This is a genomic window from Novosphingobium endophyticum, from assembly GCF_014640675.1.
Lineage (GTDB): Bacteria > Pseudomonadota > Alphaproteobacteria > Sphingomonadales > Sphingomonadaceae > Novosphingobium > Novosphingobium endophyticum.
The window spans coordinates 25,934-50,602 of the sequence record NZ_BMHK01000019.1; the positions used below are offsets into that span (position 1 = coordinate 25,934).

Consider the following 24,669-nt stretch of genomic DNA (forward strand, 5'->3'; position numbering starts at 1 on the left):
CCCGGCCTTTTTGTCAAATCTGCTGCTCGGGCACGAGCGAATGGGGCAGGATCACCTTGAAAATCCTTAATTGCGGGACGGGGATTCACGCCCGCGAAATCACCGGCGTTTCCCTCCTTGCCGGTCTGCCGGACCATTGGTTCGCCTACACCAATCTCGATCTCGCCACCGCCACGGCCACCAGCCGCGAGATCGACATCATAATCGTCGCGGAAGACCGTATCCTCGTCGTCGACGTGAAGGACTGGAAGGGGCCCATCGAAAGCCGTGACGGCCGCTGGTACAATAACGGCCACGATAATGGGCCGTCGCCTGTCAAGAAAATCGCACAGAATGCCCGGGAGATATACGTTCAACTCGAGGCCCATCTGAAGAAACATATACGTGGCAAGCCGTATAAGGTGCCAAAGGTTCAGGGCCTCGTTGTCCTGACCAAGACGAGCGACCTTAGCGGGATCGCGGAGAGCGAAAAGAAGGGCGTCATGCCGGTCGCGCCGTTTATCGCAGCTCTGAAAAGCGTACCCAAACGCATCGCCACCTTCGGAGCCGCGCCGCCCGACGTCGCCCTCACGGATCCGCGGTGGAAGGACCAGCTCTCGAAATTCTTCAATGTCTCGAAAGGCGTCTTCACGCCCGGACGGCGGATGTATGGAGGATTCTACGCCAGCTCTCCTCAGCCCGTGTTCGAGCATCCGAACGGCATTTACGCCGAGTTCGAGGCAAGCGACGAGCGGCAGTCCCCTACACTCGGTGTCCTGCGCCTGTGGGATTTCACGAAAGCGGAAACCCGGTTCCAGACAGAGGCGGGGCGCGGCGAGATTGCAGGACGCGAACAAGAGGTGGTCGCCTATCTGCTCGATCGCTCGGACGACTGCGAAAATGTGATCGTCGACGGGCGCACGCGCGATCCCGACTACAGCGTCCAATATTGGGAGGTCTATGATCGGCGTCGCCGATTGCACCGCCTCCTGGACTTCGCCGGGACGGAACTCAGCGACCTTGGCCGTTCGGACCGGATGGAACTGGCGAGGCAGCTGCTGACGGCGGTCAACTCGCTTCATCTCGCCGAGGCTTCCCATCTCGATCTCGGTCAGCACAGCATCTGGCTGCAACGGCCCTCGACGGTAAAACTATCCCACCTGATGGCGGCAAGTTACCCCGACATCCGATCGCTCGGCGACGCCCGCTTCCAGTTTCTTTCCACCGGACGGCTGCCGGAAGACGAGTTCGGCGACGTTGGTAGCCCCAAGCGCCGCGATGTCTTCCTCGCCGCGGCGGCCGTGCATCGCATCCTGCTGGGGACCGGACCGGGCTCCCCGAACGGCTGCCCCGAGTGGGACCCGCGCATCGATACTCAGCACGACTTTCCCGAGCTTTACGAATGGTTCGCCAGGTCCCTCGCCTGGGACCCCGCGCACAGATATGCGGACGCCGGCGCTGCACTTGCAGCCTTCAATGCGGCGATCGCGGTTCGTCCGACACCCGCGGAAGTGCTCGAGGGGCTCGAGCGGCACAAAGGAACGATAAAGAGCCAATATCAGCTTTATGCCTCCTATCCGCCGGACGAGGGGAAAATGCTTCGCGACGATGACACAGGGATGCGGTGGCGTTCCTCCGGCAGCGATTGCCCCGTCATGGTCAAGGTCTGGAAACGTGCGGCTTGGGGGGATCAGCAGCGCGAAGGTCCTCGCATCCTCGATTTTCTCGACAGAACGAGCGAAGTGGCGGTTCTGGAGCCTGAGGGCTGCCCCAGGATCCTCGAGGCGATCTGGCTGGGCGACGCGATCGCGGTGGTTCAGGAGTGGATCGACCTTCCCGACCTCGATACCGTCCTCGCACAAGGATCTCCACTCGATGAGGCGGCACGGCTTGCGGTCGTTGGAGCCCTGGCGGACCGCGTCGAAAAGCTGCACGAACAGCGGATCGCGCATGGCGACCTGAAACCGTCCAACATCCTGGTTGATCCGGCGGTCCCCGACCAGCCAATCCTCGTCGATCTTGTAGACTTTTCCGTTGCCGCCGATGGCGAGATCGGAAATCGCCGATACGCGCCTGAGGCAGGGGGGCGTTATGAGCGGGACTGTTACGCGATCACTGCCATCGCGGAAGAGCTGCTCGCGGGCGAAAGCTCTGCGGCAATCGACCGCGTGCGTAGCGCGATCTCCGCAATCCGGACAGCCGAGCCGCCCAATGCGACCCTGCTGCCCGTCATCGACGCCCTGCAGGCTGCTACCGGACAAGAAGAGGCGATGGAGCGCGTCGTGCTGCGCACCCCCCATGTCGCGGAAGGCCCTCTGCTACCGGATGAAGGTCTGCTCTACCTGCGCAGGTCGCCGCGCGGACGCGGACTGGTCATGCGCGGCGCCTGCGAGGAGATCGAGATCAAACTCGATCCAAGCGGCACTCCGATTTCTCTGGTCCGCCGAACTCTTGATCAAGGCCGCATCCGCTTCCTCACGCGCTTTGAGTTCGGCACGACAGCCATGCGCATTGCCGTAGAGGCAGCCGCAGTGACCGAATTGCGCGAAATTCTCCCGCTGCTTGAGCGCGAGGACGTTGCCGAGGCACTCGCCCCTCAGGATTCTTCGTCATCCGAAACGGATGCCGAGGAGCTTGGAGCGCTCGACGCCGAAGAGACGCATGGCGAACCGCCGGAAGACGACCTGGTCGAGGCCATAGCGGCCGCCCCCGCTCCGACGGGCAACGTTGACGTTGGCCGTCTCTGGCAAGCCTTGATCGAAGCCGAAGGGGAGCTGGTCACCTACGGTCAGGTGTCTGAGGACAGCGGTTACGACCGTTCCGCCAGCAGGCACAAAGCCCACTTCGACCTGCTGAGCGGCTCCTTCGACTTCAACCGGAATGACCGGGTCTCGGTGGAACGGGAGGATCGGCACGGAAACTGGCGACCGGTCGGGCATCTGGATCTCCAGAGATCCAAACCGGACTTCATCTTCATCGAGAGCTACCGCCCCTACCAGCGGGGATCGGCACCGCTGGTAGAGCAAGGTGAGGAACTCAGATTCCGCAGCTGGATGGAGCAAAAGAGCCTCGATCGCCGCCAAGCGGCCGTGAAGCGGATCGTTGGCCGGACGTCGCGCACGCGCGACCTGATTCAGGTTCTCGATCCCCGGACGGCGGCGAGCCCCCGCATGCTTTCGGAGCGCATTTCTCCTGAGCGCCTGAAGGAGCAATACGGGCTTAACGACCAGCAAGCCGAAGCACTGTCAGCGGTGCTCGCCACTCGGCCGCTCGCCTTGAATCAGGGGCCGCCCGGTACGGGCAAAACCGTCTTCATCGCCGCGCTCGTCCATGCCGCGCTCACAAATGGACTGGCACGCAACGTCCTCCTTGCCAGTCAGGCCCACGAAGCCGTGAACAATGCCGCTGAAGCAGTGTTGAAGCTGTTCGCAAAGGCGGGAGATGCGCCCAGCATCCTGCGCGTGGGCAATGAAGGCGTGGTATCCGACCCGCTGCTGCCGTTCCACGTCGAGCGGGTCGAAAAACTGCAGAAGGATCGCTTTCGCGCTGAACTGCGCGAACGGCTCGCTGTGGCCGCCAGCGCCCTCGGCATCGATGAGGAGCTTGCCGGCGACCTCGCCCAGATCGAACACGCGATCCGGCCGGTGGCATCGCGCATTGCCGAACTCGATGGCGACGCCGAGAACACCGCGCGGGTGGCTGCGCTTCGCGAAACCGTCCGGCAACAACTTCTTCCTCTGAACGTCGACACCGTGCTCGCCCTGGACGCACCGGCTGACAAGATCATCGCGGAAGTGGTGAACGCCTGCGTCAAGCGGCTTCCCCAAGGCGATCGGCCCAGTCCTGACAGGATCGCCCGCTATCAATCTGTCGCGGCGATCGCTCGCGACTTCATAGGCAGCGTGTCAACCGAGCACCGCAGTTTCGAGACGTTCCTCGCTGGAACCCGTCAAATCGTCGCTGGCACATGTGTCGGGCTCGGTCGATCTTCGCTTGGCTTGACCTCCACCCCCTTCGACCTCGTCATCGTCGACGAGGCTGCGCGCTGCACAGCCAGCGAACTTGCGGTACCGATCCAGGCAGGAAGCTGGATCGTTCTGGTCGGAGACCACGAGCAACTTCAGCCCCAGCATCCGGAATCGGTGGTCGAGGATGTCGCTAAACGATTGCGGATCAGCGAGGCAGAAGTGGCGCGTAGCGATTTCGAACGCATTTTCGAAACCGCTTATGGCCAGGCTGCAGGCCACACGCTGCGCCGGCAGTATCGCATGCTGCCACCGATCGGCGAGATCGTTTCCAAATCCTTCTATGGCGGCAGGCTGGAGCACGGCCGAACGGAACCCGTGATCGACCCGGGCGCGCTGCCGCCCCGTCTCGCCGCCGCGGTCACGTGGATCGACACGGCGCCGCTGGGCGAACGCGCAAAGCAGGGCGACCCCAACCATCGAAAGAGCCTCAGCAACGCCGCCGAGGCCGACGCGATCGTGGCGACACTCAAACAATGGGGGGAGAGCGAGGAATTCCTGTCGTGGCTGGGGCGGCAGACGGCGCATACGCACGCGATCGGCGTTATTTGCGCCTATTCCGCCCAAAGAGACCTCGTCCGGAAGAAGCTGGCACTCTCGCACGTTCACCAGGCCATCCGCGAAGCGCTCAAGGTCGACACCATCGACAGCTATCAAGGGAAGGAAAATCCGATCGTCATCGTCTCGCTCGTGCGAAACAACTGGACAGGCACCCGAGAGAACGGGACCGCGATGATCCGCCCAGGCTTCCTCGCCAAACCGAACCGCATAAATGTCGCCATGAGCCGAGCGATGGACCGCCTCGTGATCGTGGGCAGCCGCAGTCGCTGGGCTTCCGGTACTCCCATGGAGCGAATTACCCGTGCCTTTGCCGAATGTGTGGAAGCAGGGGACGGCCTGATCGTGGACGCCCATGAATTGCTGAAAGTCTCTGAGAATGGCGCTGCGGCGTCGGCAGGCGCGGCAGAAATGGAGATCGCGAAGTGAGCAAGGCGCCACGCAGCAAGCTCAGCATGAGTCCGCAGCGCGAGACGCTTGTCGACGATGACGAGGATGGCCCCCTCGTCCTGGGAATTCTGGACCTGTCGCTTCCCTGCCGACGGTTCGTCGTCGAGCACAAGGTCGCGGAGGTCGGCAAGATCTCCGTGACGGCGGAGTTCCTGCTACGGTTCGTGAAGGCGTTGGGCAGTTGCACGGAAGAGGCCGTGCAATCATTCTTCGGCTACAGCCGCCGTGAGATGGCCTATGTCGTCGCCGAGGTCGAAGAAGCGGATTACGTCGACCGGACCGATGGACGGCTGACGCTCACCGCAAATGGCCTTGGTCTTTTCCAGCCTGGGAGCGATGATCCGCTCATTTTCGAGGTCGAACGTAAGACTGCGCGCATTGGCCTCGACCTCATCTCGCTTGCCCCGGCCGACACTAGGCCGCCAAGCGTGTTCGAATTGAATCTTCCAGAGCTCCCCCTTACCGATCCGGCTCAGGTCAGTTCCGCGACCGAGAAGGTGCCCACACAGTTCCGCCGACACTTTCGCGAACTGGCGCCCCGGATGGACGCGGTCGCGGCAGCCCGACGATCGCTCTATTCGATCGATGCGGTCAGTGCCGAGGAGCGCTTCACAAACGTGGTGCGCGTCAAGCTCGTTTCTTCCGGTATGAAGCCGATGCACGCCGAAATCGACCTGTCTGATTGGCGTTCGGATCACGAGCTGGCCGATCGGGAGGCCGTTGGCCGTTCCGTTCTTCAGGTCATCGAAAGGCTGGGGCGCTCGCGTCGCGAAGACGATGTCGACGCCTACCGGCTCTTGACCGAACTCGCGCCCGAATATCTTCACGAATGGACGCGGCGCGATGGCCTGAGCATTCGGCGCTATTATCGCCATGCCTTTACCAGTCGCGGTGACGTGCGCGCGGATCGGCAGACGACACCGATCGTCGGCAGCCTGTTCACGCCCGACAATGCGCGTCGCCTGGTCGAGATTGCGAACAATGGCCTGCGCCGCACGCAGCATCCCTCGCCCGCACTGTTCTGGGTGGTCCCCCAGGCTCCCATGTGGGGCGGCACGTCGATCATGGCCGAAGCCGTCGATCAACTGCGCGACCTCGTATCGCGCGCCGGCGATTTTCGTCAGGTGGAGGCAACGGCTCTGATTGCCGGAAAGCCGGAACCATGGATCAAACATGCGTTCACAAGCTGGAGGGAAACCCAAAGCCCAGTTTTCCCGAGCGGATTCGAGATGCTGCTCGTCCCCGGCGGATTCGTCGCCGCCGTGGTCCATGCACCCGTCGGAGCACCCTCGGGAATCCCCGTGCCGCTCGGCTTCGCCAGCTTCGATCCCAGGACGGTAGAACGAACCATGGCCTTGCTGGCTCTTCAGGCTCCTCGCTTCGGACTCGGTGAAGCCCTCACGCGAGAACTCCATCAAACGGCGGCCGAACCCAACGCCTGAGATCGAACCAATCTCCGGTCTGAGCAGGATTGGAAGTCGTGCGACTGCGTAGGCGATCTTGGAAAAGTAGGCCTCGTGGTTCTCGGGAAAAACGCCGATTGCCTGTCTTTAGCTGACCCCGTGATGTCTTTTCTTGCCGAATGCTGACGTTCGCCACTGGGCCTGCGAACGGCGGCTAAGTCCCAGCCCCTGTCGTTCAGGCCTACCCGTTGATCGATGAATGCAGGGCAGGTCTTGAGGGCCCCGGCTTGAGCCCTGAACGGCAGGAAAGCCGGCGAGATTTGTCGATTTATTCCGGATGGACCTCGGTTATCTTCCGAACGGCGCTTTGCCGCACGCGAATCACAGCCATCCCGATCCATGGCAATCCAATTGCAGCCAGAGATACCCGGGAATTAGGTGGGGCCTCGCTAGAGCACAGCGGCTAATAACGAACTGAATTAAAATCAGAAAGTCCGCCGCATTAAATTCCCTTCACCATAATATACTGCTCTGAGAAATTTTGGGGCCCCGGAGGGGGCTTCGATCCTTTTGGTACCTTTATAATCTATATCTTTCAGTGCCTTGGGATTACTAGTCGAGTCCTGTAAGCGCACCATTCTCCGTCCCATACCCTCCACACCTTATCCGGCGAAAAGCCTCTCCCAAGGACGCTCATTGCCCCCGCTTTCTGTCTGTTCCGCTAACTGCGGCGCTGACGGATACGGCAATCCGGTGCGCGAAGACGGAGCGCGCGCCTTACAAGCCTGGCGATGACGGCGCACGGCGCCCTCTTCATCCCCGTGCAGTCGTCAGCCGCCAAGCTGTGGCGGCTGACATACGGAATTCCCGCCTAGTGATTGTCGCGCGGCAGGCCCATGGTCTGGGCGATGCGCTGGTACTTTTCGGAACCCTCCAGAATGGCGCCCGTGTTCAGTTGCCCGACAACCTTGCGCTGCAGTTCCTGCCACGGCGTCTGCGACGCCGGATAGGGATAACCGCCCTTCGCTTCCAGTGCGGCGTGGCGGGCCGCCAGTTCCTCGTCTGAGATCAGCACATTGACTGTTCCCTTGCGCAGATCGATCCGCACGCGGTCGCCGGTTTCGAGAAGCGCCAGACCGCCCATCGCCGCCGCTTCGGGGCTGGCGTTGAGGATCGAGGGGCTGCCCGACGTGCCCGACTGGCGGCCATCGCCAATGCAGGGCAACGCGGTGACACCTTCGGTGATGAGATAAGCCGGCGGGCGCATGTTCACCACCTCGGCCGCGCCGGGATAGCCGATGGGGCCGGCACCGCGCATGAACATCAGCGTCTCCGGCGTGATGGCAAGAGAGGGATCGTCGATCCTGCGATGGTAGTCCTCCGGTCCGTCGAACACGATGGCCGGGCCTTCGAAGGCTTCGGGATCCTCGGGGTTGGACAGATAGCGGCTGCGAAAATCCTCGCCGATCACGCTGGTCTTCATGATCGCGGCGTCGAACAGGTTGCCGGTCAGCACCAGGAAGCCGGCCTCCTTGAGGATCACCCGATCGAAGGTCCTGATGACGCGCTCGTCTTCGATCGGGGCATCGCGGCAGTTCTCGCCGATGGTCTTGCCATTGACCGTCATCGCGCCTTCCTCGATCAGTCCCTGTCCGATCAGTTGCGCGACCACCGCGGGCACGCCGCCCGCGCGGTAGTAATCCTCGCCGAGATACTCGCCGGCAGGCTGGAGATTGACCAGCAGCGGCACCTTGTGGCCGTAAGTCTCCCAGTCCTTGAGCGGCAGGTCGACGCCAACGTGACGGGCAATCGCGGCAAGATGGATGGGGGCGTTGGTCGATCCGCCGATGGCGGAATTGACGACGATGGCGTTCCTGAAGGCCTCCTTCGTCAGGATGTTCGAGGGCTTGAGGTCCTCGTGTACCATTTCGACGATGCGCTTGCCGGTGCGGTAGGCGCATTCCTGCCGGTCGCGATAGGGAGCGGGGATGGCCGCCGAGCCGGGCAGCATCATGCCCAGCGCCTCGGCCAGCGAGTTCATCGTCGTGGCCGTGCCCATGGTGTTGCAGTAACCCGTCGACGGCGCCGAAGAGGCGACGAGCTTGATGAAGCCCTCCTCGTCGAGTTCGCCGGCGGCAAGCAGTTCGCGCCCCTTCCAGACGATCGTGCCCGAACCCGTCCGCTCGCCCTTGTGCCAGCCGTTGAGCATCGGGCCGACCGACAGGGCGATTGCCGGAATGTTGACAGTGGCCGCAGCCATCAGCAGCGCCGGGGTGGTCTTGTCGCAGCCGGTGGTCAGCACCACGCCGTCGATCGGATAGCCGTAGAGCGCCTCTACGAGGCCGAGATAGGCCAGGTTGCGGTCGAGCCCGGCGGTGGGGCGCTTGCCGGTTTCCTGGATCGGGTGGACCGGAAACTCGAGGGCAATGCCGCCGGCTTCACGGATACCCTCGCGAATGCGCTCCGCCAGCACCAGATGATGGCGGTTGCAGGGCGACAGGTCACTGCCGGTCTGGGCGATGCCGATGATCGGCCTGCCCGAACGCAGTTCCTCAAGGCTGAGGCCGAAATTGAGATACCGCTCCAGATAGAGCGAAGTCATGTCGATGTTGTCGGGATTATCGAACCAGGCGCGCGAACGAAGCTTGGGGTTTGCGGAATTTGTCATGGTCATCCTGATTTCGGTCAACGGTCCACGGATACGCGGTAGATCATGACATGCCGGTAGGGTTTGCCAGGATCGACGCGCGCGGAGACGAAACTGCTTTGATTGGGGGAGTCGGGAAACTTCTGCGGCTCAAGCGCGATGCCGTCGCCCATGCGATAAAGATGGCCATGCTTGCCGACGAAAGTTCCGTCGAGGAAATTGCCGGAGTAAACCTGAAGGCCGGGCTCGGTCGTCAGCACTTCGAGCACGCGGCCCGAGGCAGGATCTTCAAGACGCGCGGCGAGTTCGGGCTCCTTGGTCACGCCCTTGTCGAGCGCGAAGTTGTGGTCGATGCCGCGGCCATAGACGATCTGCTGGTCGGTGCCGTCGCGCAAGCCCTGGTTCAGCGATTTACCCTTGCGGAAATCGAAGGCCGTCCGTTCCACACCGCGTAGTTCGCCGGTGGGAATCAGAGCTTCGTTGACCGGGGTGTAGTGGCTGGCGGGGACCGTCAGCACGTTCTCCATGGCGCCCTGAGGCGCGCCCTCGCCCGCCATGTTGAAGATGGCGTGATTGGTCATGTTGATGATCGTCGGCTCGCTCGTGGTCGCATCGAACGCAATTCGCAGCGAACCGTTTTCGTCGAGCGAATATGTCACCCTGGCGTTGACCGCTCCCGGATATCCGGCATCGCCGTCCGCACTCTCCAGCGAGAATACCGCCTGGGCCACCGGGCCGGACTTGATCGATTCGACCTTCCAGTTCCGGACATCAAAGCCCTGCCCTCCGCCGTGCAGCGAGTTTTCGCGGTCGTTTTTCGGGAGCTGGTAGGTCTTGTCGTCCAGCGTGAACCGGCCGCCAGCAATGCGATTGGCGTACCGGCCGATCGTGGCGCCCCAATAGTTGGGATGCGCCTCGTAGCCGGAAAGATTGTCGTAGCCGAGCGTGATGTCGGCCAGTTTCCCGTCACGGTCAGGGGCCATGAATTTCTCGAGCGTGGCGCCGAAGGACAGGATCGTCGCCGAGACTCCGTTGCCCGCCTTCAGCGTGACAGCGGTGACCGGCGTGCCGTCGGAGAGGATGCCGGCCGGCGTCTGGGTGGCTTCGGCCGCCTGCGCGGCCACCGCAAGCGCGCCGGACATTGCGAGGACCGCGCCCCCCGCCATGATCCTGAAGAGATTCCTCATTCGCGAAAGTGCTCCCAATCGTGCCTGGAGTATTACAGCCCCATCGACGGGGGGATGCCCATATATAGTCCGACAAATATGGCAAGCACAAGCTGCTTCGCAATAGCGGCGCGACGTGTTCCGGCAGGCTCCCCGCGGATGCGGCAAAGCAAGAGGCCCCGGCAACGACTGCCGGGGCCTCTTGCTTTGCCGCGTCCGCCTGGGCTTTCGGCCTATTCGGCGGCCAGATTCTGCATGGCGGTGCGGGTATCCTCGAGCGCGAGGTCGACAAGCACGTTCATGGCTTCGGCGGCCGCTTCCGCATCCCCTGCGGCAATGGCATCGTAAACGCGCACATGATCCGGAAGCGGGTTTCGCGGAAGCGCGCGAGCGCGTTGCTTGAACTGCGTCGTCCAGTTCACGGCCGCCCCGATGCTGGCGCTCAGCACCATGAGTGCGTCGTTGCGGGTCGCGTGGAGAATGGCGTGGTGGAAATCGCGGTCGGCCGCCCGGCCCTGCTCGGTCGTCAGCGAATGCTGACGCATGGCGGAAAGCGCTTCTTTCATGATCTTGAGGTCAGTCTTGTCCCGGCGCTGCGCCGCAAGACGCGCGGCCGCCGGTTCGACGATGGCGCGAAGCTCGAACAGGTTGCGCACGAACTCAACGTCGGGCTCGCCGGCAAAGGCCCATCCCAGCACATCGGGGTCGAGCAGGTTCCAACGCTCGCGCGGCAGGACCCGCGTACCGGCCTTGGGGCGGCTGGCCACAAGTCCCTTGGCGGAAAGCACCTGGATCGCCTCGCGATAGGCGCTACGGGAGACCTTCAGTTCCTCGGCAAACGCAACCTCACCGGAGAGAATGTCGCCTGGCGCATACTTGCCGGACAAGATGTCGGTTCCCAGCTTGTGGGCTATAGCGCCGTGCAGACGCCGCCCCGGGCCGCGCGTTTCCTTGCCCGGCTTTCCATTCGCCGCCTTGGCAATTTCAGCTTCTGTCACGGCTTCGCCACCTCCAACGGGAACCTACCAGCCCTTCCGTCGCGAAGGAACGACAAACATTGCGTTTCTCTCGTACACAAAATATGTCGGAGTAAATAGGAGATTCCAAGATGACCGAATTCCGATCCGTGGCCGCCGAAACCGGCGCGCCCCATGGCGCCCCCCTCGCTGTCCATGGCCCCGCCGATGTCGCGGCAGCCTGCGCCGCGGCCGACGCTGCCTTTGACACGTATCGTGCAACCGACCGCGAACAGCGTGCCTCGTTCCTGGAGCGAATCGCCGACGAGATCATGGCGATCGGCGATTCGCTGATCGAAGCCTACGTAACCGAAAGCGGCCTGCCCCGCGTCCGCGCGGAAGGTGAACGTGGTCGCACCTGCACCCAGCTTCGCATGTTCGCCGATGTCGTGCGCACGGGCCGGTGGCAGGAACTGCGCATCGATCCGGCCCTGCCAGACCGTCAGCCGCCGCGCCCCGATCTGCGCCTTCGCATGATTCCGGTCGGCCCGGTGGCCGTGTTCGGCGCCTCGAACTTCCCTCTCGCCTTCTCAACCGCCGGCGGGGACACGGCTTCGGCGCTGGCCGCAGGGTGCCCGGTCGTCGTCAAGGGCCACCCTGCCCATCCGATCACCGGATCGCTCATTGCCGAAGCCATCAGCAAGGCTGTGGCTGCCTGCGGCTTGCCCGAAGGCGTCTTCCGGCATCTCGTAGGCCCGTCGAACGATCTCGGCGCGGCGCTGGTGCAGGATCCCCGCATCATGGCAGTCGGCTTCACGGGCTCGCGCGCGGGCGGCCTTGCGCTGGCGAAGCTGGCGCAGGCGCGCGACGTGCCGATCCCGGTCTACGCCGAGATGGCGAGCATCAACCCGGTCCTGCTCCTGCCCGAAGCGCTCAAGGCGCGCGGCGGCGAGCTTGGCGCTGCGTTTGTCGGTTCGCTCACCATGGGCGCCGGCCAGTTCTGCACGAACCCGGGCCTCGTGCTCGCGATCGAAGGTGACGGCCTCGATGCTTTCGTCGCAGCGGCCAGGGATGCTGTGAGCGAAGCCAAGCCGCAAACGATGCTTACAACCGGCATTCGCGACGCCTATGCCAAAGGCGTGGAAGCGCTGGCAGGCTGTTCGGGTGTTGAAACCATCGCCAAGGGCGAGGAGGGCGACCGTACGCACGGCGGCACGTACCTGTTCCAGACCAGTGCCGAAGCGTTTCTGTCCGACAAGGCGCTGGGCGACGAAGTCTTCGGGGCATCCTCCATGATGGTCCGCTGCAAGAACGAAGCTGAACTTGCCCAGGTCCTTTCCGGGCTCGAAGGCCAGTTGACCGCCACGCTGCATATGGACGAAGCGGACGAAGGCATGGCTTCGCGCCTTCTGCCAGTGCTTGAGCGCAAGGTCGGCCGCATCCTCGCCAACGGCTGGCCAACCGGCGTCGAGGTGTGCCACGCGATGGTCCACGGCGGCCCCTTCCCCGCAACGTCGGATGCGCGCACGACCTCGGTCGGCAGCCTTGCGATCGACCGCTTTCTGCGTCCCGTGAGCTACCAGAACCTGGCCCAGCCGGTTCTGCCGCCCGAACTGCGTGACAATGCCTATGGCGATGGCGCCCCGCGCCTGATCGACGGCAAGCTCAATCTAGGCTGACCAAACGAAAACTGCGGCGGCGCGTGCGAATCAACGGCGCGCCGCGGCTGGGAGTAAACCATGACGTCACTTCGCCTGCTTCAGCATCGCGCGCCCGACGGCAAGCGCTCGGTCATTCTCGCCGAGGACAGCGCCGCCCATTTTCTCAGGGACGTTCGCACCGTGCGCGAACTCGCATTGCAGGCCATTGCCACGGGAGAAACCCTTGCGGCGACCGCCAGGGCCTGCCCGACGGGCGATCCTGTCGACATCGCAGCGGAATTCGCCGCCGGCCGGCTGCTGGCGCCCATCGACCATGACGATCCCGCACACCTGCTGATGACGGGCACCGGCCTCACCCACCTCGGCTCGGCCGAGGGCCGCGACAAGATGCACAAGGCCGCCGCTTCGGGTGAACACCAGACGGACTCGATGCGCATGTTTCTGGAAGGGCTCGAAGGGGGCAAACCCGCAGCCGGGCAGGTCGGCCAGCAGCCGGAGTGGTTCTACAAGGGCGACGGCTCGCAGCTCGTCGGTCCGACGGATCCCTTCACCATGCCTTCGTTCGCTCAGGACGGCGGCGAGGAGCCGGAAGTGGCCGGCATCTACATCGTCGGCGAAGACGGCACGCCCTGGCGCCTCGGCTTTGCCCTCGCCAACGAATTCAGCGATCACGTTACCGAGCGCCACAACTACCTGTGGCTGGCCCACTCCAAGCTGCGTCAGGCCGCACTTGGCCCGGAGCTGCTGATCGGCACTCCGCCCGAAAGCATCGAGGGCACCAGCCGCATCCTGCGCGACGGCAAGGCGATATGGGAAAAACCGTTCCTTTCCGGCGAGGCGAACATGTCCCACACCATCGCCAATCTGGAGCACCACCACTTCAAGTATGACCTGTTCCGCCGCCCGGGCGACGTTCACGTCCACTTCTTCGGCACCGCCACGCTTTCGTTCAGCGATGGCGTAAAGACGCAGGAAGGCGATGTGTTCGAGATATCGGCGGCACCCTTCGCGCTTCCGGTCGCGAACCCGCTGACCCGCGCCGAGGAACGCGCTGTGACAGTGAAGGTGCTCTGACGTGGACCCGATCCGCATCGCCGTCGTCGGCCTGGGCAAGATCGCCCGCGACCAGCACTTGCCCGCGATTGCCGGCACACCCGCGTTCAGCCTGGCGGCGACCGTGAGTCCGCACGATCCGGGCACCGAAGGTATTCCGCATCTTTCCAGCCTTGACGAACTGCTGAAAAAGGGCCCTGCGATAGACGCCGTCGCGCTCTGCACGCCGCCGCAGGTACGTTACGGGCTCGCTGTACAGGCGCTGGAGCGCGGTATCCACGTTTTCCTCGAAAAGCCCCCCGCCGCCACCCTGTCCGAGGTCGCCGCCCTGCGTGACCGCGCGGACAAGGCGGGCGTCACGCTTTTCGCCTCGTGGCATTCGCGCTTCGCGGCCGGTGTCGCCCCCGCCCGCGCGTGGCTGGCCGAACGCAGGATCGAGAAAGTCTCCATCGTCTGGCGCGAGGACGTGCGCGTCTGGCATCCCGGACAGGCCTGGATTTGGGAGCCCGGCGGCCTCGGCGTATTCGATCCGGGCATCAACGCCCTTTCTATCCTCACGCACATCCTGCCACGCCCCGTTTTCCTCAGGACGGCAACGCTGAGCATCCCGGAAAACCGAGCAGCGCCAATCGCGGCCGACCTGAGCATGTGCGATACCAGTGGAGCCGAGATTCACATGGACCTCGACTGGCGCCAGACCGGCCCGCAAAGCTGGGATATCGTTGTCGAAACCGATGCCGGCACGCTCAGGCTTTCGCGAGGTGGATCCGTGCTGACAACGCCCACGGGAACCGAGCACAACGAGGACCTCGAATACCCCGGTCTCTATTCGCGTTTCGCCAACCTCATTCGCGGCGGACGCAGCGATGTCGACATGGCCCCGTTCCGTCTCGTCGCCGATGCCTTTCTGCGCGGCCACCGCGAGACCGTGGAAGCCTTTCACGACTGATTCCTGCGCAAAGGGACGCACAACACCATGATGCGAGCGCCCTGGCCGGCACCGCTCATGCAGACATCCCTTGCCTGGTCTAAGACACGAGGATCTTCCCCCAGTTCGCCGAGCATCTCGGCAATGGCGGCGGAAGCATGACAACGTTGCGCGACATTTCCACGACGGGCCTGACCGCATCGCGGCGGCGGGCATTGCGGCGCCGCGATGATTAGCGGTTGCCGCGGGTGTCGAATCATGCTGCCAACGCTACGCAACTCGAGCGGGGTGTTCTGCGGAGGCTTCCGTCCGATCAGCGATGGGAGAGAATGAAGAGATGCGTCCATTCATCGTCGGGAGCATTGCGCTGGCGCTGTCCATTGCGCCGCAGGCGGCAGAGGCTCGCAACATCGTCATCACCAACGACGACGGGCTGTCGAACAACGTCCTGGCGCTGTATCGGGCGCTGAAGGAGGACGGTCACGACGTCATCGTGTCGGTACCATGCGTCAACCAGAGCGGCATGGGCACGGCTCTGAAGATCGGCCGTCCGCTCGGCCCGTTGCGCGAGTCTTGCCGTAATGGAGCCGCGCAGGCAGGAGCGCCGGGTGCCGGCCCGATCACCCGCAACGACGTCCCCGGGCAAGACTTCCACTACGTGGACGGCACCCCCATCATGGCGATGCTGTACGGCGTGGATGTCGTTGGGGCAAAGCGTTGGGGCAGCGCGCCCGACCTGGTGCTTTCAGGCCCGAACGAGGGGCAGAACGTCGGCGCCATCGTCCTGAGTTCGGGTACGGTCAGCGCGGCGCAGGCAGCGTCGGTCCGTGGGCTGAGCGCCATCGCGCTGAGTGCTGGAGGAAGCACCGTCGACGATTCGGCTCTGGCAAATCCTGATTCCGCCAAAGTCGCCAAACTCTCGGCGGAACTGGTCAGGCGTCTGGCCAAACTTTCGGGGACGTCACCGATATTGCCCCGGGGCATCGCTCTCAACGTCAATTTCCCCGACACGCTCGACGGAGCCACCTGGAAGGCGGCACGCATCGGCTCCTTCAATACCTACCAGATGCGTTTCGTCGAAGACATGGCGGCATCCGCATCGCCGACCATGAAGGCCACGGCAAGGCAGCACGGCATGGAGTTGCTCCATCTGCCCGGACTGTCGGTCGAAATGAACGACAAGACGCCCTCGCAGGTTCAGGCAAGCGATGAGTCGGTCGTCTATAAATCGGCGATTTCGGTAAGCCCGATGCAGGCCGGCTACGAACCGACGGCACTCGATGGCTGGTCAGCGTGGTTGATCGACGCCATCGCTTCCGACTGAACCTCGACCTATCGGCGCGAACAACCGAGAGGCGAGCCCTCAAGGCTTCTTCGCAATGCAAAACGGGTAGGCAATAGAGCCTTCATGCACATCCGTCGCCACCTGGCCGGCGACGGTCAGGAACAGCGCCAGCTTGTAATCGCCGCGCTGCGTCCCCATCTTGGCCGCGCTGCGTCGCCTAAGACGGGATGTCATGGGCTGAAGGTTTTCGCCCGCCTCCCTTTTTTCCGCTTCCTGGCTCTCACGATCGCCCATCGCTTCGGCATGGGGGACATGAAGCAACGCATTTCATGGAGCGGACGTTTTGGCCAAGGAAGAACTGCTGACGATGGAGGGCTGCATCGAGGACATTCTCCCCGATGGTCGCTTCGCGGTCCTGCTGGACAACGAGCACCGGATCATTGCCTACACGGCAGGGAAGATGCGCAAGTTTCGCATTCGCGCGGTCGTTGGTGATCGCGTGCACGTCGAAATGACGCCTTACGACCTGAGCAAGGGTCGCATCGTCTATCGCGAGCGCACTCCCGGACAGTCGAGCGGCCCAGGTCGCCGGCGCGGCAATTTCAAACGATAAGACAGCGCGGCCAGACGCCGCGAACACAGGAACTCATGAATACGAAGATTTTGGGCGCTTTCAGGCGCCACACACCCGGGACATTCCGCCCCAATAGCGCAAGCCAGCCCCTATTCGCAGCGGACGCAGCCCAAAGCACTCTTTCCCGACAAGCGTTGCAGCGCATAGTCGCCGCGATGATCGACTGACGGTTTCCCGATGGACCCGCGCGACCCGCGTCAGTGGGTGGCGGTTTCGACGGCGCGGCTGGCCGCGCGCTCCGCGTCCCTTTTTTCGCGAGCCTTCTCTGTATCCCGGATGCGATCCGACATCGCGCGCCAAGCGGCTTCCGATCTCAGCTCACGGTCTCGCACATTGGCAAGCGTTGCCTGAGCCGCAGCGTCGGCGGCTTCCCGCGCCCGGGCATCACACATTTCACGACTTAAACTCACGCGCTATCTCCAGGACCAGTCCGCAGTAAACGGGGAGCGAGCCGCATGGCCCGCTCCCGCGAAAGTTCCGCGATCAGGCCGGCTGGAGATTGACGGCCGATGCCTTGCCGTTACGGCCGACCTCGACGTCATAGGACACGCGCTGGTCCCTCTCGAGCGAATGCATGCCCGCGTTCTGAACGGCGGAGATGTGCACGAAGCTGTCCGCGCCGCCATCTTCGGGCGAAATGAAGCCGTAGCCCTTGTCGGTGTTGAAAAATTTCACGGTGCCGATCGGCATGTCTGTTTCCTTTCAAGAAACGATAGTTTCCGGCGCGCACGATTACGCCGCCGGCCGTGCGTCAAATCGTCAAGTGAAAGGACATCGTCGCAAATGGAGGACGGCCGGAACATTCCCGGCGCATAACCCAGTATTGCCGAAACCCGTCGCAAATTCGACGTCAGCCCGGCTCAAATAGCACAAGCCCGCCTGATCACCTAGGACTATTAGGCGCGATCGGGCATGGGTCCGGCGCGAAGGCCGCAACGCCGCGACCGGCGCGTTTGCAGACGCGCCGCGAGAACGTTCGAATGATCGTCGTCAAGACCTACGCGCGCCGTGCGATTCACGGCGCGACGGGCCGATCAGCTGCCGTTCGGTCCGGGCCCGCCCGGCGCGCCGCTGCCGCCGCCCATGCCGCCCGCGCCCACGGCGCCGATGTTCCCGAACAGATCCTCAAGCAGCCCGCGCTCGCGGCCGAGCGTCGGCGTCTTGTCGCCTTCGGGGCTGATGCGCGCCACCTGTTCCATCCCCTTTCGATCGACGGCAACGACATTGCCGGCGGGATCGAAGGTCACACGAAGCACGGTCTGGTCAGTGGTGCGCGGCCGGCCGAAAGGCGGCGTGCTCACGAACTGGGAAACGTAGTACCAGTCCTTTTCGCCGAACTGGCTGACGAACGTCGGGCGGCCGAGGGTCTTTTCCACCGAAAGGCGGTTATCGATGCCCGGTTGGATCGAATCGAGCAGCGTCTGGTCGACGATATAACCGCGATGGTCCTTGATCGATGTGCAGCCTCCGGCCAGCGCAGCCAAAGCCATCATCAGGCCTGCCGCTGCGATCTTGGGACCAAAACTGCGCATTTTCACACTCCAATCGTCCGGTTCATCCATACCGGGCATTGCCAGCACGCATGGCAGCCATATATCGGCCGGGATACCGGCATCGAGCCTTAAGGCCCTCCATCGCCTCGCGCAATGGGCGTTGGAGCAGGGCGATTGAATTGCCGATGAACGAAAGGCCAGTTCCCACGTGTCCCTTCTCTCCCGCATTTTCCGCTCCCGCACGTTCGGTCCGGGCACTGACGACCGCGCGGCCGTGCGCCCTCTCTGGCACCGCATCGTGGAGATCGCGCGCGAGAAGCAATGGTATGCCGAATGCGGCGTGGCGGATACGGTTCCGGGGCGGTTCGATGCGGTCACTCTCGTCATGGCGCTGGTCATGCTGCGCATGGAGCGCGACAAGACGATGATCGAACCGGCGGCGCGCCTGACCGAACTTTTCGTCGACGACATGGACGGCCAGCTGCGCCAGTCAGGCGTCGGCGATCTGGTCGTCGGCAAGCGCATGGGCAAGCTGATGAGCGTGCTGGGCGGCCGCATCGGCGCGCTGCGCGAGGCGCTGGCCGCCGGCAGCGAGGAAGAGGTCTGCGCCGCGCTAATCCCTGTGCTCGAACGCAACGTCACGCTGATCGAAGGCGCCGACAAGCCCCTGCTCGCGGCGCGCGTGCGGCGCCTTGCCGACGGACTCGACGGCCTGTCGAACGAGGAACTGCTGGCTGCCAGGATCGAACGATGAGCACGAGCGAGCTGTCCCGGGAATTCGACGTCCGCCAGGCCGAGGGCAAGCAGGTCCGCATCGTGGCCGATGAAGCCGAACGCGCCGCGCTGGCCGAACGCTTCGGACTGGTGAGCATCGGCAGCCTGGAGGCGGACCTGCTGCTGAACCGCAAGGGCGACCGCGAGGTCGAGGCGCAGGGTTCGCTCAAGGCACGGTTCGTGCAGTCCTGCGCGGTCTCGGCAGAGGATATCCCCGTGTCCGTGGAGGAACCGCTGCTCTTCCGCTTCGTGCCCGAGCGCACGCACCATACGCCCGACGAGGAGATCGAAATCGACGCCGACGACTGCGACGAAATCGAGTATTCGGGTGCGCACTTCGATCTTGGCGAGGCGGTAGCCCAGAGCCTTGCCCTGACCATCGATCCGTTCCTGACGGGACCAGGCGCGGACAGGGCACGCAAGGAGGCCGGGATCGGAACTCCCGAGGAACAGGGCCCGTTCGCAGCGCTCAAGAGCTTGAAGCCGGGTAGCTAGCGCCAAAAAGCCCGTCGTTGCAGGCGTCGCCCTTCGTTCGCCGGCGAGCGCTTTACCGAGCGCAATCCTCCCCCTCATCGGGTGAACCAGGCACCCGCGCTTCGAGTTCCGCCAGCCACACCGCCGCGCTGGCATCGGACGGCGCGCGCCAGTCGCCGCGAGGGCTGAGGGCTCCGCCGGAGGACACCTTGGGTCCGTTGGGAATGGCCGAGCGCTTGAACTGGCTGAACGCGAAGAAGCGGCGCAGGAAACTCTCAAGCCATGAGCGGATCGCGCTGAGGTCGTATTCGTTCTTGCGCTCGTCCGGAAAACCCGCCGGCCAGGTGCCGCAGGCCGCGTCCCGCCACGCGTGCCAGGCGAGAAAGGCGACCTTCGACGGCTTCTGCCCGAAGCGCATCACGTGATGCAGGAAAAAGTCGTTGAGCTCATACGGCCCGATCTTGGCCTCGGTACTCTGGATCTCGCCGTCCTCGCCGACCGGGACCAGTTCAGGCGAAATTTCGGTATCGAGGATCGAAAGCAGGACTTTCGATGTCGCCTTGTCGAACTCGTCGCCGCGCGCGCACCAGCGGATGAGGTACTGGATCAGCGTCTTGGGCACACCCGCATTGACCGCATAGTGGCTCATCTGGTCGCCCACGCCATAGGTGCACCAGCCCAGCGCCAGTTCGGACAAGTCGCCGGTCCCGATCACGAAGCCGTTGTTCTGGCTGGCGAGGCGGAACAGGTAGTCAGTGCGCAGCCCCGCCTGCACATTCTCGAACGTCACGTCGTAGACCGGCTCGCCGCCGGCGAAGGCATGGCCGATGTCCTCCAGCATGCGCGTCGCGGAAGGCCTGATGTCGATCTCGTCGGCGGTGATCCCGAGCGCCTTCATCAACTTCCAGGCATTGGCCTTCGTGCCCTCGCTGGTGCCGAAGCCGGGCATGGTATATCCGCGAATGAAGCTGCGCGGCAGCCCCAGCCGATCGCATGCACGCGCGGCAACTATCAGGGCATGGGTCGAATCGAGACCGCCCGAGACGCCGATCACCAGCGATTTCGTGCCTGTCGATTCGATGCGCCGCATGAGGCCGTCGACCTGAATGTTGAACGCCTCGTAGCAGTCCGCGTCGAGCTTCGCGGCCCGGTCCGGAACGAAGGGGAAGCGGCTGACCGGACGGATCAGGCCGATGTCCCTACCGGCCGGCGCATGACGGAAAGGAATGGTGCGAAAGCATTCCTCGGGCCGTCCCGCCACGTCCGCCGCATCGTTGAACGTTGGCAGACGCAGGCGGTCGTTCAGGATGCGGTCGCAGTCGATGTCGGCGATGCACAGCTCCGGGTGCAGCGAGAAACGTTCGGATTCGGCCAGCAGGTCGCCCAGTTCGTAGATCACCCCCTGCCCGTCCCAGGCAAGGTCCGTCGTGCTCTCGCCATGCCCCGCCGCCGAATAGACGTAGGCCGCCGTCGCCCGCGCGGATTGTGAGCGGCAGAGCATGTGCCGCTCGTCCGACTTGCCGATGACGATGTTCGAGGCAGAGAGGTTGCACAGGATCGTCGCCCCGGCGAGCGCGCCCAGCGAGCTTGGCGGCGTGACCGCCCAGAAGTCCTCGCAGATCTCCACGAAGAATTTGAACCCCGGCAGCACTTCCGAGGCGAAGACCAGATCGGTCCCGAAGGGCACGTCATGCCCATTCACCCGGATCGACTGCCCCCGGATCGTCTTGCCCGAGGCGAACCAGCGCTTTTCATAGTACTCGCGGTAGTTCGGCAGGTAGGACTTGGGCACGACACCCAGCAGCCTGCCGTGCGCGATGGCGAGCGCGCAGTTGTAGAGCCGGCCCTTGTGCCGCAGCGCCGCGCCGATCAGCAGGACCGGCATCAGGGCCGCGCTCGCCTTGACGATCTCACCGACAGCCGCCTCGACCGCCTCGATCATCGCGCCCTGCAAGTGCAGGTCGTCGATCGCATAGGAGGACAGGCACAGCTCCGGATAGACCAGCAGGTCGACATGCGACTCATGCGCCCGCCGCGCCTCCGCCAGCACGGCATCGCGGTTGAAAGCTACATCGGCGGTGCGGACTTGCGGGGTGGAGGTGGCGACGCGCACGAAGCCGTGCTCGTGCATCGCATAAAAAGGGTGCGCGGTGTTCTCGGTCAAAGGTTCAGGGCCTCTTCGATCAGTTCCAGCGCCGCTTCCAGCGACGCCCGGCGCACACCAGCGCGGCCGATCGCGCCGAAATGCGCCTCCCGATGCAGTACAGCAAAGCCGTGCCGCGCGCAGGCAAAATGCACAAGCCCTTCCTCGTCTTCCGGCGTGCCCGGACCGGCGAATCCGGTAATCGCAAGAGCAATGTCCCCGCGCGAACGGGCCAGCGCCCCCCGCGCCATGGCCTCGGCCACCTCTCGGCTTACCGCGCCGCAGCCATCGACCACATCGCGCTCGATCGCGAGCAGGTCGCACTTGGCATCGTCGGAATAGGCGACGATGCCGCGTTCGAACACATGGCCACGCCCGGAGACATCGGTGAGCAGCGAGGCAAGCAGCCCTCCGGTGCAGCTTTCGGCGGTGACCAGCATCAGCTTCCTGGAATGCGCGAGGTCCAGCACCGTCTCGGCCTTGCGAATGATGCGGTCAGGCAGCGCAGGTTCGAGTGCTTCGGCCATGTCGTTCCTTTTCCGCCAACCTGTGGTGATGGGATAAATCCGGGGCCGGCGCCCTGTTCCCGTCGAAGCCACTTGCCCGAACGCGCGCCATGACTACATGCAAGGTCCATGCGCAGTCTCGACGATATCCGTGAAGAGTACGAGTTCCTCGATGGTGACGAACGCTATCGCCTGCTGATCGAACTCGGCCGCGAACTCGATTCCATGCCCGACGCGCTCAAGACGGATGCGACCAAGGTGCGCGGCTGCTCGGCCAGCGTCTGGGTCTATCCCACGATACGCGACGACGGCAGCCTGCACTTCCTGGCGGACAGCAACGCGGCGATCACCAAGGGCATTGTCGCGCTGGTGATCTCCGCCGTGCAGGACCGGCCCCCCGCGCAAGTTGCGGAGACCGACATCACGGCCGCGCTCGAACCGTTCGATCTCAGGAACCAGCTTTCGTCCAATCGCACCCAGGGCGTGCCCAACATGATCGCGCTGATTCGCGAAACCGCCGCGCGTTATGCAGCCGCATAACGCTCCCTGCGACGGGTATGCGGCGAATTAGGCGTCATGTCTGGCTCGGCGCGGGGATCTTTTTCGTCGCGCTGGGCACGGTCGGCATCTTCCTGCCGATCATGCCCACGGTCGTCTTCTACCTGCTGGCGGCCTGGTGCTTTTCCAAGAGCCACCCGGCATGGGCGGAACGGCTCCACAACCATCCCACCCACGGCCACCACCTGCGCGCCTGGCGTGATCGCCGCGCGGTCAGCCGCAGGGGCAAGGTCTCGGCGATCCTGGCGATGAGCGCATCGATCCCGTTTACCTGGCTGGTGGCCGGCTGGCCGTGGATGATGATTCCCGTGGTGGTGCTGGTCGTGGTCGGACCGTGGATCTGCACGCGGCCGGAGTAGCCTGACGCCCCTCCCTGCCAACTTACTGGGCGGTTGCCCTTGCCCGGGCTTTCTCGGCCCGCTCCTTCCAGCCGTCGCCATGGTCGAGCGTGCCGAACATCCAGTCGTAAAGCAGCGTGATCGTCGCATAGTTGCCGCCGGTGAACCTGGCGTGGTGGTTGTGGTGCATCGCTGACATGGTGTTCAGGTACTTGAACGGGAAGCGATCGACTTCCCACAGGTCGTGGTTGTGCAGGTTGATCTGGGTGAACGCCACCCAGGAGACGACGATGGTCACGACATGGAACGGTCCCATCACCAACGAGAGCACGAGGATGCTCGCGGCGTAGAGGCCGAGGCCGATCGCTACTTCAATCGGGTGGATGTAGCTCGAATCCATGCGGCAGGGGTTATGCTGGCGGTGATGCACGGCGTGGACCCGGACCAGCGGACCGCCCAGGAAGCCGTTGTCATGAAACAGGAACCGGTGGGTCAGATAATAGAAGAAATCGTAGAACATCAGGATGACAAAGACATCGAGCAGCATGTTCCACCAGGGCTGCGCCTGCGCCGTGAGGCAGAAGGGCAGGATCAGGCCGAAGATCACCACCATGGAAAGCGGTCCCCACTTGCGGTTCCACTTCTGGTTGGCCGCGTAGTTCGGTTTTTCCATCTTCTTGCGATAGGTGTCGAGGTTCAGCCTGCCGGCCTGCCTGAACGTCGGGACCAGCCATGCGATCCCCTTGCCCAAAAAGGCGACGGCCACGATCCCGAGCCCGGCATAAAACGAGAGCTGCCAGTGATAGTTCTGCAGCACAGATTCCAGCAGTGATGTGTTCATAGCACTCGATCCCAACTTTGCTTGTCGTTGGCCAGGGGGCACGGCGGAAACAGCTTCAAACACCCTTATGAGCCATGGTGTATCGCGTCAATACCACCAAACGAGCGCCTTGGGAACACTGTTCTCAAAGAAAATCCACTGCCCCTGTCTCTGATCAGAAAATGTCAGAAGATTCGAAACGAACTGTGGCCGCGGGCACAGGACCAAGGGCCTTACGCCGTCGACCGTCAGTCCTCGATGGCCTCACGCAACACCGCAATCCCCGCCTTGCGCTGCTCGCGCAGTTCCCGCTTCAGCGCCGCAGGGTCGCGCGCAATCACGAACCCGAAGCTGACGCCGCCCTCCTTGCCGATGGTGGCGTGGTGGAGCCTGTGCGCCTGCACCAGCCGCCGGGCATAGCCGCGCCTTGGCACCCACCGGAAATAGCGCTGGTGAACGAGGCCGTCGTGGATCAGCGTGTAGATCACGCCGTAGATCAGCACGCCCAGGCCGATCCACGTGCCGGGCCGCCACGCCCCCTCGCCCATAACAAGCGGCGATCCCAGGGCGAACATGGCGATGCTGATGGCTGCTCCTACAAGCGCGTAGAGGTCGTTTCTCTCCAGCAACTTGCGATGCGGCTCATGATGGTCGCGGTGCCAGGCCCAGCCGAAGCCGTGCATGATGTACCTGTGGCTCGCCCAGGCGACGAACTCCATCGCGGCGACAGTGGCAAGGACGATGGCAAGGGCGGCAAAGGCAGGCATGACGCCTGTATAGCACCCTGCCCCGCGCCTGCGACACTCTCTTACAATCGC

Annotated in this window: 21 protein-coding genes; 11 read left to right on the plus strand and 10 right to left on the minus strand. The window is 63.8% G+C overall.

Annotation, left to right across the window (positions count from 1 at the left end; genetic code table 11):
• Nucleotides 1-56: 56 nt before the first annotated feature.
• Nucleotides 57-4,991, plus strand: coding sequence for an AAA domain-containing protein (locus IEX32_RS13730; RefSeq protein WP_188772116.1), 4,935 nt, complete (start codon nt 57-59; stop codon nt 4,989-4,991).
• On the plus strand, nt 4,988-6,454 hold the full coding sequence (locus tag IEX32_RS13735; RefSeq protein WP_188772117.1) for a hypothetical protein: 1,467 nt from the start codon (nt 4,988-4,990) through the stop codon (nt 6,452-6,454). Before IEX32_RS13730 ends, IEX32_RS13735 begins: the two co-directional genes overlap by 4 nt.
• Nucleotides 6,455-7,286: 832 nt before the next feature.
• Here IEX32_RS13735 and IEX32_RS13740 read toward each other — a convergent pair.
• From IEX32_RS13740 to IEX32_RS13750, 3 genes are all read right to left on the minus strand, one after another.
• Nucleotides 7,287-9,083, minus strand: a complete 1,797-nt coding sequence (locus IEX32_RS13740) for an IlvD/Edd family dehydratase (protein ID WP_188772118.1) — start codon at nt 9,081-9,083, stop codon at nt 7,287-7,289.
• 17 nt (nt 9,084-9,100) lie between these two features.
• Nucleotides 9,101-10,249 (minus strand): aldose epimerase family protein, encoded by a 1,149-nt coding sequence (locus tag IEX32_RS13745; protein WP_188772119.1) that lies wholly within the window; start codon nt 10,247-10,249, stop codon nt 9,101-9,103.
• 212 nt (nt 10,250-10,461) lie between these two features.
• Nucleotides 10,462-11,226, minus strand: coding sequence for a FadR/GntR family transcriptional regulator (locus IEX32_RS13750; RefSeq protein ID WP_188772120.1), 765 nt, complete (start codon nt 11,224-11,226; stop codon nt 10,462-10,464).
• 110 nt (nt 11,227-11,336) lie between these two features.
• Between IEX32_RS13750 and IEX32_RS13755 the strand changes: the two genes are divergently transcribed.
• The 4 genes from IEX32_RS13755 (at nt 11,337) to IEX32_RS13770 (ending at nt 16,150) form a co-directional block, all read left to right on the plus strand.
• Entirely contained in the window at nt 11,337-12,863 is a 1,527-nt protein-coding gene (locus IEX32_RS13755) for an aldehyde dehydrogenase (NADP(+)) (protein ID WP_188772121.1), read from the plus strand.
• A gap of 60 nt (nt 12,864-12,923) precedes the next feature.
• Nucleotides 12,924-13,919 carry an AraD1 family protein gene (gene araD1, locus IEX32_RS13760; protein ID WP_188772122.1) on the plus strand — a complete coding sequence of 332 codons (996 nt, stop codon included), beginning with the start codon at nt 12,924-12,926 and terminating at the stop codon, nt 13,917-13,919.
• Nucleotide 13,920: 1 nt separating this feature from the next.
• Nucleotides 13,921-14,847: a Gfo/Idh/MocA family protein gene (locus IEX32_RS13765; protein WP_188772123.1), complete on the plus strand. Its 927-nt coding sequence runs from the start codon at nt 13,921-13,923 to the stop codon at nt 14,845-14,847.
• 316 nt (nt 14,848-15,163) lie between these two features.
• Nucleotides 15,164-16,150 carry a 5'/3'-nucleotidase SurE gene (locus IEX32_RS13770; RefSeq protein WP_188772124.1) on the plus strand — a complete coding sequence of 329 codons (987 nt, stop codon included), beginning with the start codon at nt 15,164-15,166 and terminating at the stop codon, nt 16,148-16,150.
• A gap of 39 nt (nt 16,151-16,189) precedes the next feature.
• On the opposite strand, the gene IEX32_RS13775 is transcribed toward IEX32_RS13770, so the two are convergent.
• Complete coding sequence (locus IEX32_RS13775) at nt 16,190-16,432, minus strand: hypothetical protein (protein ID WP_188772125.1); 243 nt, start codon at nt 16,430-16,432, stop codon at nt 16,190-16,192.
• Between the two features lie 22 nt (nt 16,433-16,454).
• Here IEX32_RS13775 and infA point away from each other — a divergent pair, with 22 nt between their 5' ends.
• The gene (gene infA, locus IEX32_RS13780; RefSeq protein ID WP_188772126.1) at nt 16,455-16,724 is read left to right on the plus strand and encodes a translation initiation factor IF-1; all 270 of its coding nucleotides are present in this window, start codon (nt 16,455-16,457) and stop codon (nt 16,722-16,724) included.
• A 504-nt stretch (nt 16,725-17,228) separates the two neighbouring features.
• Here the strand turns inward: infA and IEX32_RS13785 are convergent.
• Both IEX32_RS13785 and IEX32_RS13790 read right to left on the minus strand, forming a co-directional pair.
• Nucleotides 17,229-17,435, minus strand: coding sequence for a cold-shock protein (locus IEX32_RS13785; RefSeq protein WP_188772127.1), 207 nt, complete (start codon nt 17,433-17,435; stop codon nt 17,229-17,231).
• Nucleotides 17,436-17,779: 344 nt separating this feature from the next.
• Nucleotides 17,780-18,277: an outer membrane protein assembly factor BamE gene (locus IEX32_RS13790; protein WP_188772128.1), complete on the minus strand. Its 498-nt coding sequence runs from the start codon at nt 18,275-18,277 to the stop codon at nt 17,780-17,782.
• 169 nt (nt 18,278-18,446) lie between these two features.
• Between IEX32_RS13790 and IEX32_RS13795 the strand changes: the two genes are divergently transcribed.
• Together IEX32_RS13795 and IEX32_RS13800 are read left to right on the plus strand one after the other, a co-directional pair.
• Nucleotides 18,447-18,992, plus strand: coding sequence for a ubiquinol-cytochrome C chaperone family protein (locus IEX32_RS13795; protein ID WP_188772129.1), 546 nt, complete (start codon nt 18,447-18,449; stop codon nt 18,990-18,992).
• Nucleotides 18,989-19,507, plus strand: coding sequence for a YceD family protein (locus IEX32_RS13800; RefSeq protein WP_188772130.1), 519 nt, complete (start codon nt 18,989-18,991; stop codon nt 19,505-19,507). Before IEX32_RS13795 ends, IEX32_RS13800 begins: the two co-directional genes overlap by 4 nt.
• A 52-nt stretch (nt 19,508-19,559) precedes the next feature.
• Here the strand turns inward: IEX32_RS13800 and IEX32_RS13805 are convergent, their stop codons facing one another.
• Together IEX32_RS13805 and IEX32_RS13810 are read right to left on the minus strand one after the other, a co-directional pair.
• The gene (locus tag IEX32_RS13805) at nt 19,560-21,617 is read right to left on the minus strand and encodes an NAD(+) synthase (RefSeq protein WP_188772155.1); all 2,058 of its coding nucleotides are present in this window, start codon (nt 21,615-21,617) and stop codon (nt 19,560-19,562) included.
• A gap of 29 nt (nt 21,618-21,646) precedes the next feature.
• Nucleotides 21,647-22,156: a CinA family protein gene (locus IEX32_RS13810; protein ID WP_188772131.1), complete on the minus strand. Its 510-nt coding sequence runs from the start codon at nt 22,154-22,156 to the stop codon at nt 21,647-21,649.
• Between the two features lie 108 nt (nt 22,157-22,264).
• On the opposite strand from IEX32_RS13810, the gene IEX32_RS13815 reads away from it, so the two are divergent.
• Nucleotides 22,265-22,675, plus strand: coding sequence for a SufE family protein (locus IEX32_RS13815; protein ID WP_188772132.1), 411 nt, complete (start codon nt 22,265-22,267; stop codon nt 22,673-22,675).
• A 17-nt stretch (nt 22,676-22,692) separates the two neighbouring features.
• A complete protein-coding gene (locus IEX32_RS13820) occupies nt 22,693-23,052 on the plus strand; it encodes a YbaN family protein (protein ID WP_188772133.1) in 360 nt (119 codons plus the stop codon).
• 22 nt (nt 23,053-23,074) lie between these two features.
• Here the strand turns inward: IEX32_RS13820 and IEX32_RS13825 are convergent, their stop codons facing one another.
• A complete protein-coding gene (locus IEX32_RS13825) occupies nt 23,075-23,872 on the minus strand; it encodes a sterol desaturase family protein (RefSeq protein ID WP_188772134.1) in 798 nt (265 codons plus the stop codon).
• Between the two features lie 227 nt (nt 23,873-24,099).
• On the minus strand, nt 24,100-24,618 hold the full coding sequence (locus tag IEX32_RS13830; RefSeq protein WP_188772135.1) for a sterol desaturase family protein: 519 nt from the start codon (nt 24,616-24,618) through the stop codon (nt 24,100-24,102).
• Nucleotides 24,619-24,669 lie beyond the last annotated feature (51 nt).

What these genes read in the sequence shown, in the direction of transcription:
- IEX32_RS13810 (WP_188772131.1), bottom strand. Translation starts at nt 22,156, where the DNA reads ATGGCCGAAGCACTCGAACCTGCGCTGCCTGACCGCATCATTCGCAAG.
- IEX32_RS13790 (WP_188772128.1), bottom strand. Translation starts at nt 18,277, where the DNA reads ATGCGCAGTTTTGGTCCCAAGATCGCAGCGGCAGGCCTGATGATGGCT.
- IEX32_RS13815 (WP_188772132.1), top strand. Translation starts at nt 22,265, where the DNA reads ATGCGCAGTCTCGACGATATCCGTGAAGAGTACGAGTTCCTCGATGGT.
- IEX32_RS13740 (WP_188772118.1), bottom strand. Translation starts at nt 9,083, where the DNA reads ATGACAAATTCCGCAAACCCCAAGCTTCGTTCGCGCGCCTGGTTCGAT.
- IEX32_RS13800 (WP_188772130.1), top strand. Translation starts at nt 18,989, where the DNA reads ATGAGCACGAGCGAGCTGTCCCGGGAATTCGACGTCCGCCAGGCCGAG.
- IEX32_RS13825 (WP_188772134.1), bottom strand. Translation starts at nt 23,872, where the DNA reads ATGAACACATCACTGCTGGAATCTGTGCTGCAGAACTATCACTGGCAG.
- IEX32_RS13785 (WP_188772127.1), bottom strand. Translation starts at nt 17,435, where the DNA reads ATGCCGATCGGCACCGTGAAATTTTTCAACACCGACAAGGGCTACGGC.
- IEX32_RS13830 (WP_188772135.1), bottom strand. Translation starts at nt 24,618, where the DNA reads ATGCCTGCCTTTGCCGCCCTTGCCATCGTCCTTGCCACTGTCGCCGCG.
- IEX32_RS13805 (WP_188772155.1), bottom strand. Translation starts at nt 21,617, where the DNA reads ATGCACGAGCACGGCTTCGTGCGCGTCGCCACCTCCACCCCGCAAGTC.
- IEX32_RS13745 (WP_188772119.1), bottom strand. Translation starts at nt 10,249, where the DNA reads ATGAGGAATCTCTTCAGGATCATGGCGGGGGGCGCGGTCCTCGCAATG.
- araD1 (WP_188772122.1), top strand. Translation starts at nt 12,924, where the DNA reads ATGACGTCACTTCGCCTGCTTCAGCATCGCGCGCCCGACGGCAAGCGC.
- IEX32_RS13755 (WP_188772121.1), top strand. Translation starts at nt 11,337, where the DNA reads ATGACCGAATTCCGATCCGTGGCCGCCGAAACCGGCGCGCCCCATGGC.
- IEX32_RS13820 (WP_188772133.1), top strand. Translation starts at nt 22,693, where the DNA reads ATGCGGCGAATTAGGCGTCATGTCTGGCTCGGCGCGGGGATCTTTTTC.
- IEX32_RS13770 (WP_188772124.1), top strand. Translation starts at nt 15,164, where the DNA reads ATGCGTCCATTCATCGTCGGGAGCATTGCGCTGGCGCTGTCCATTGCG.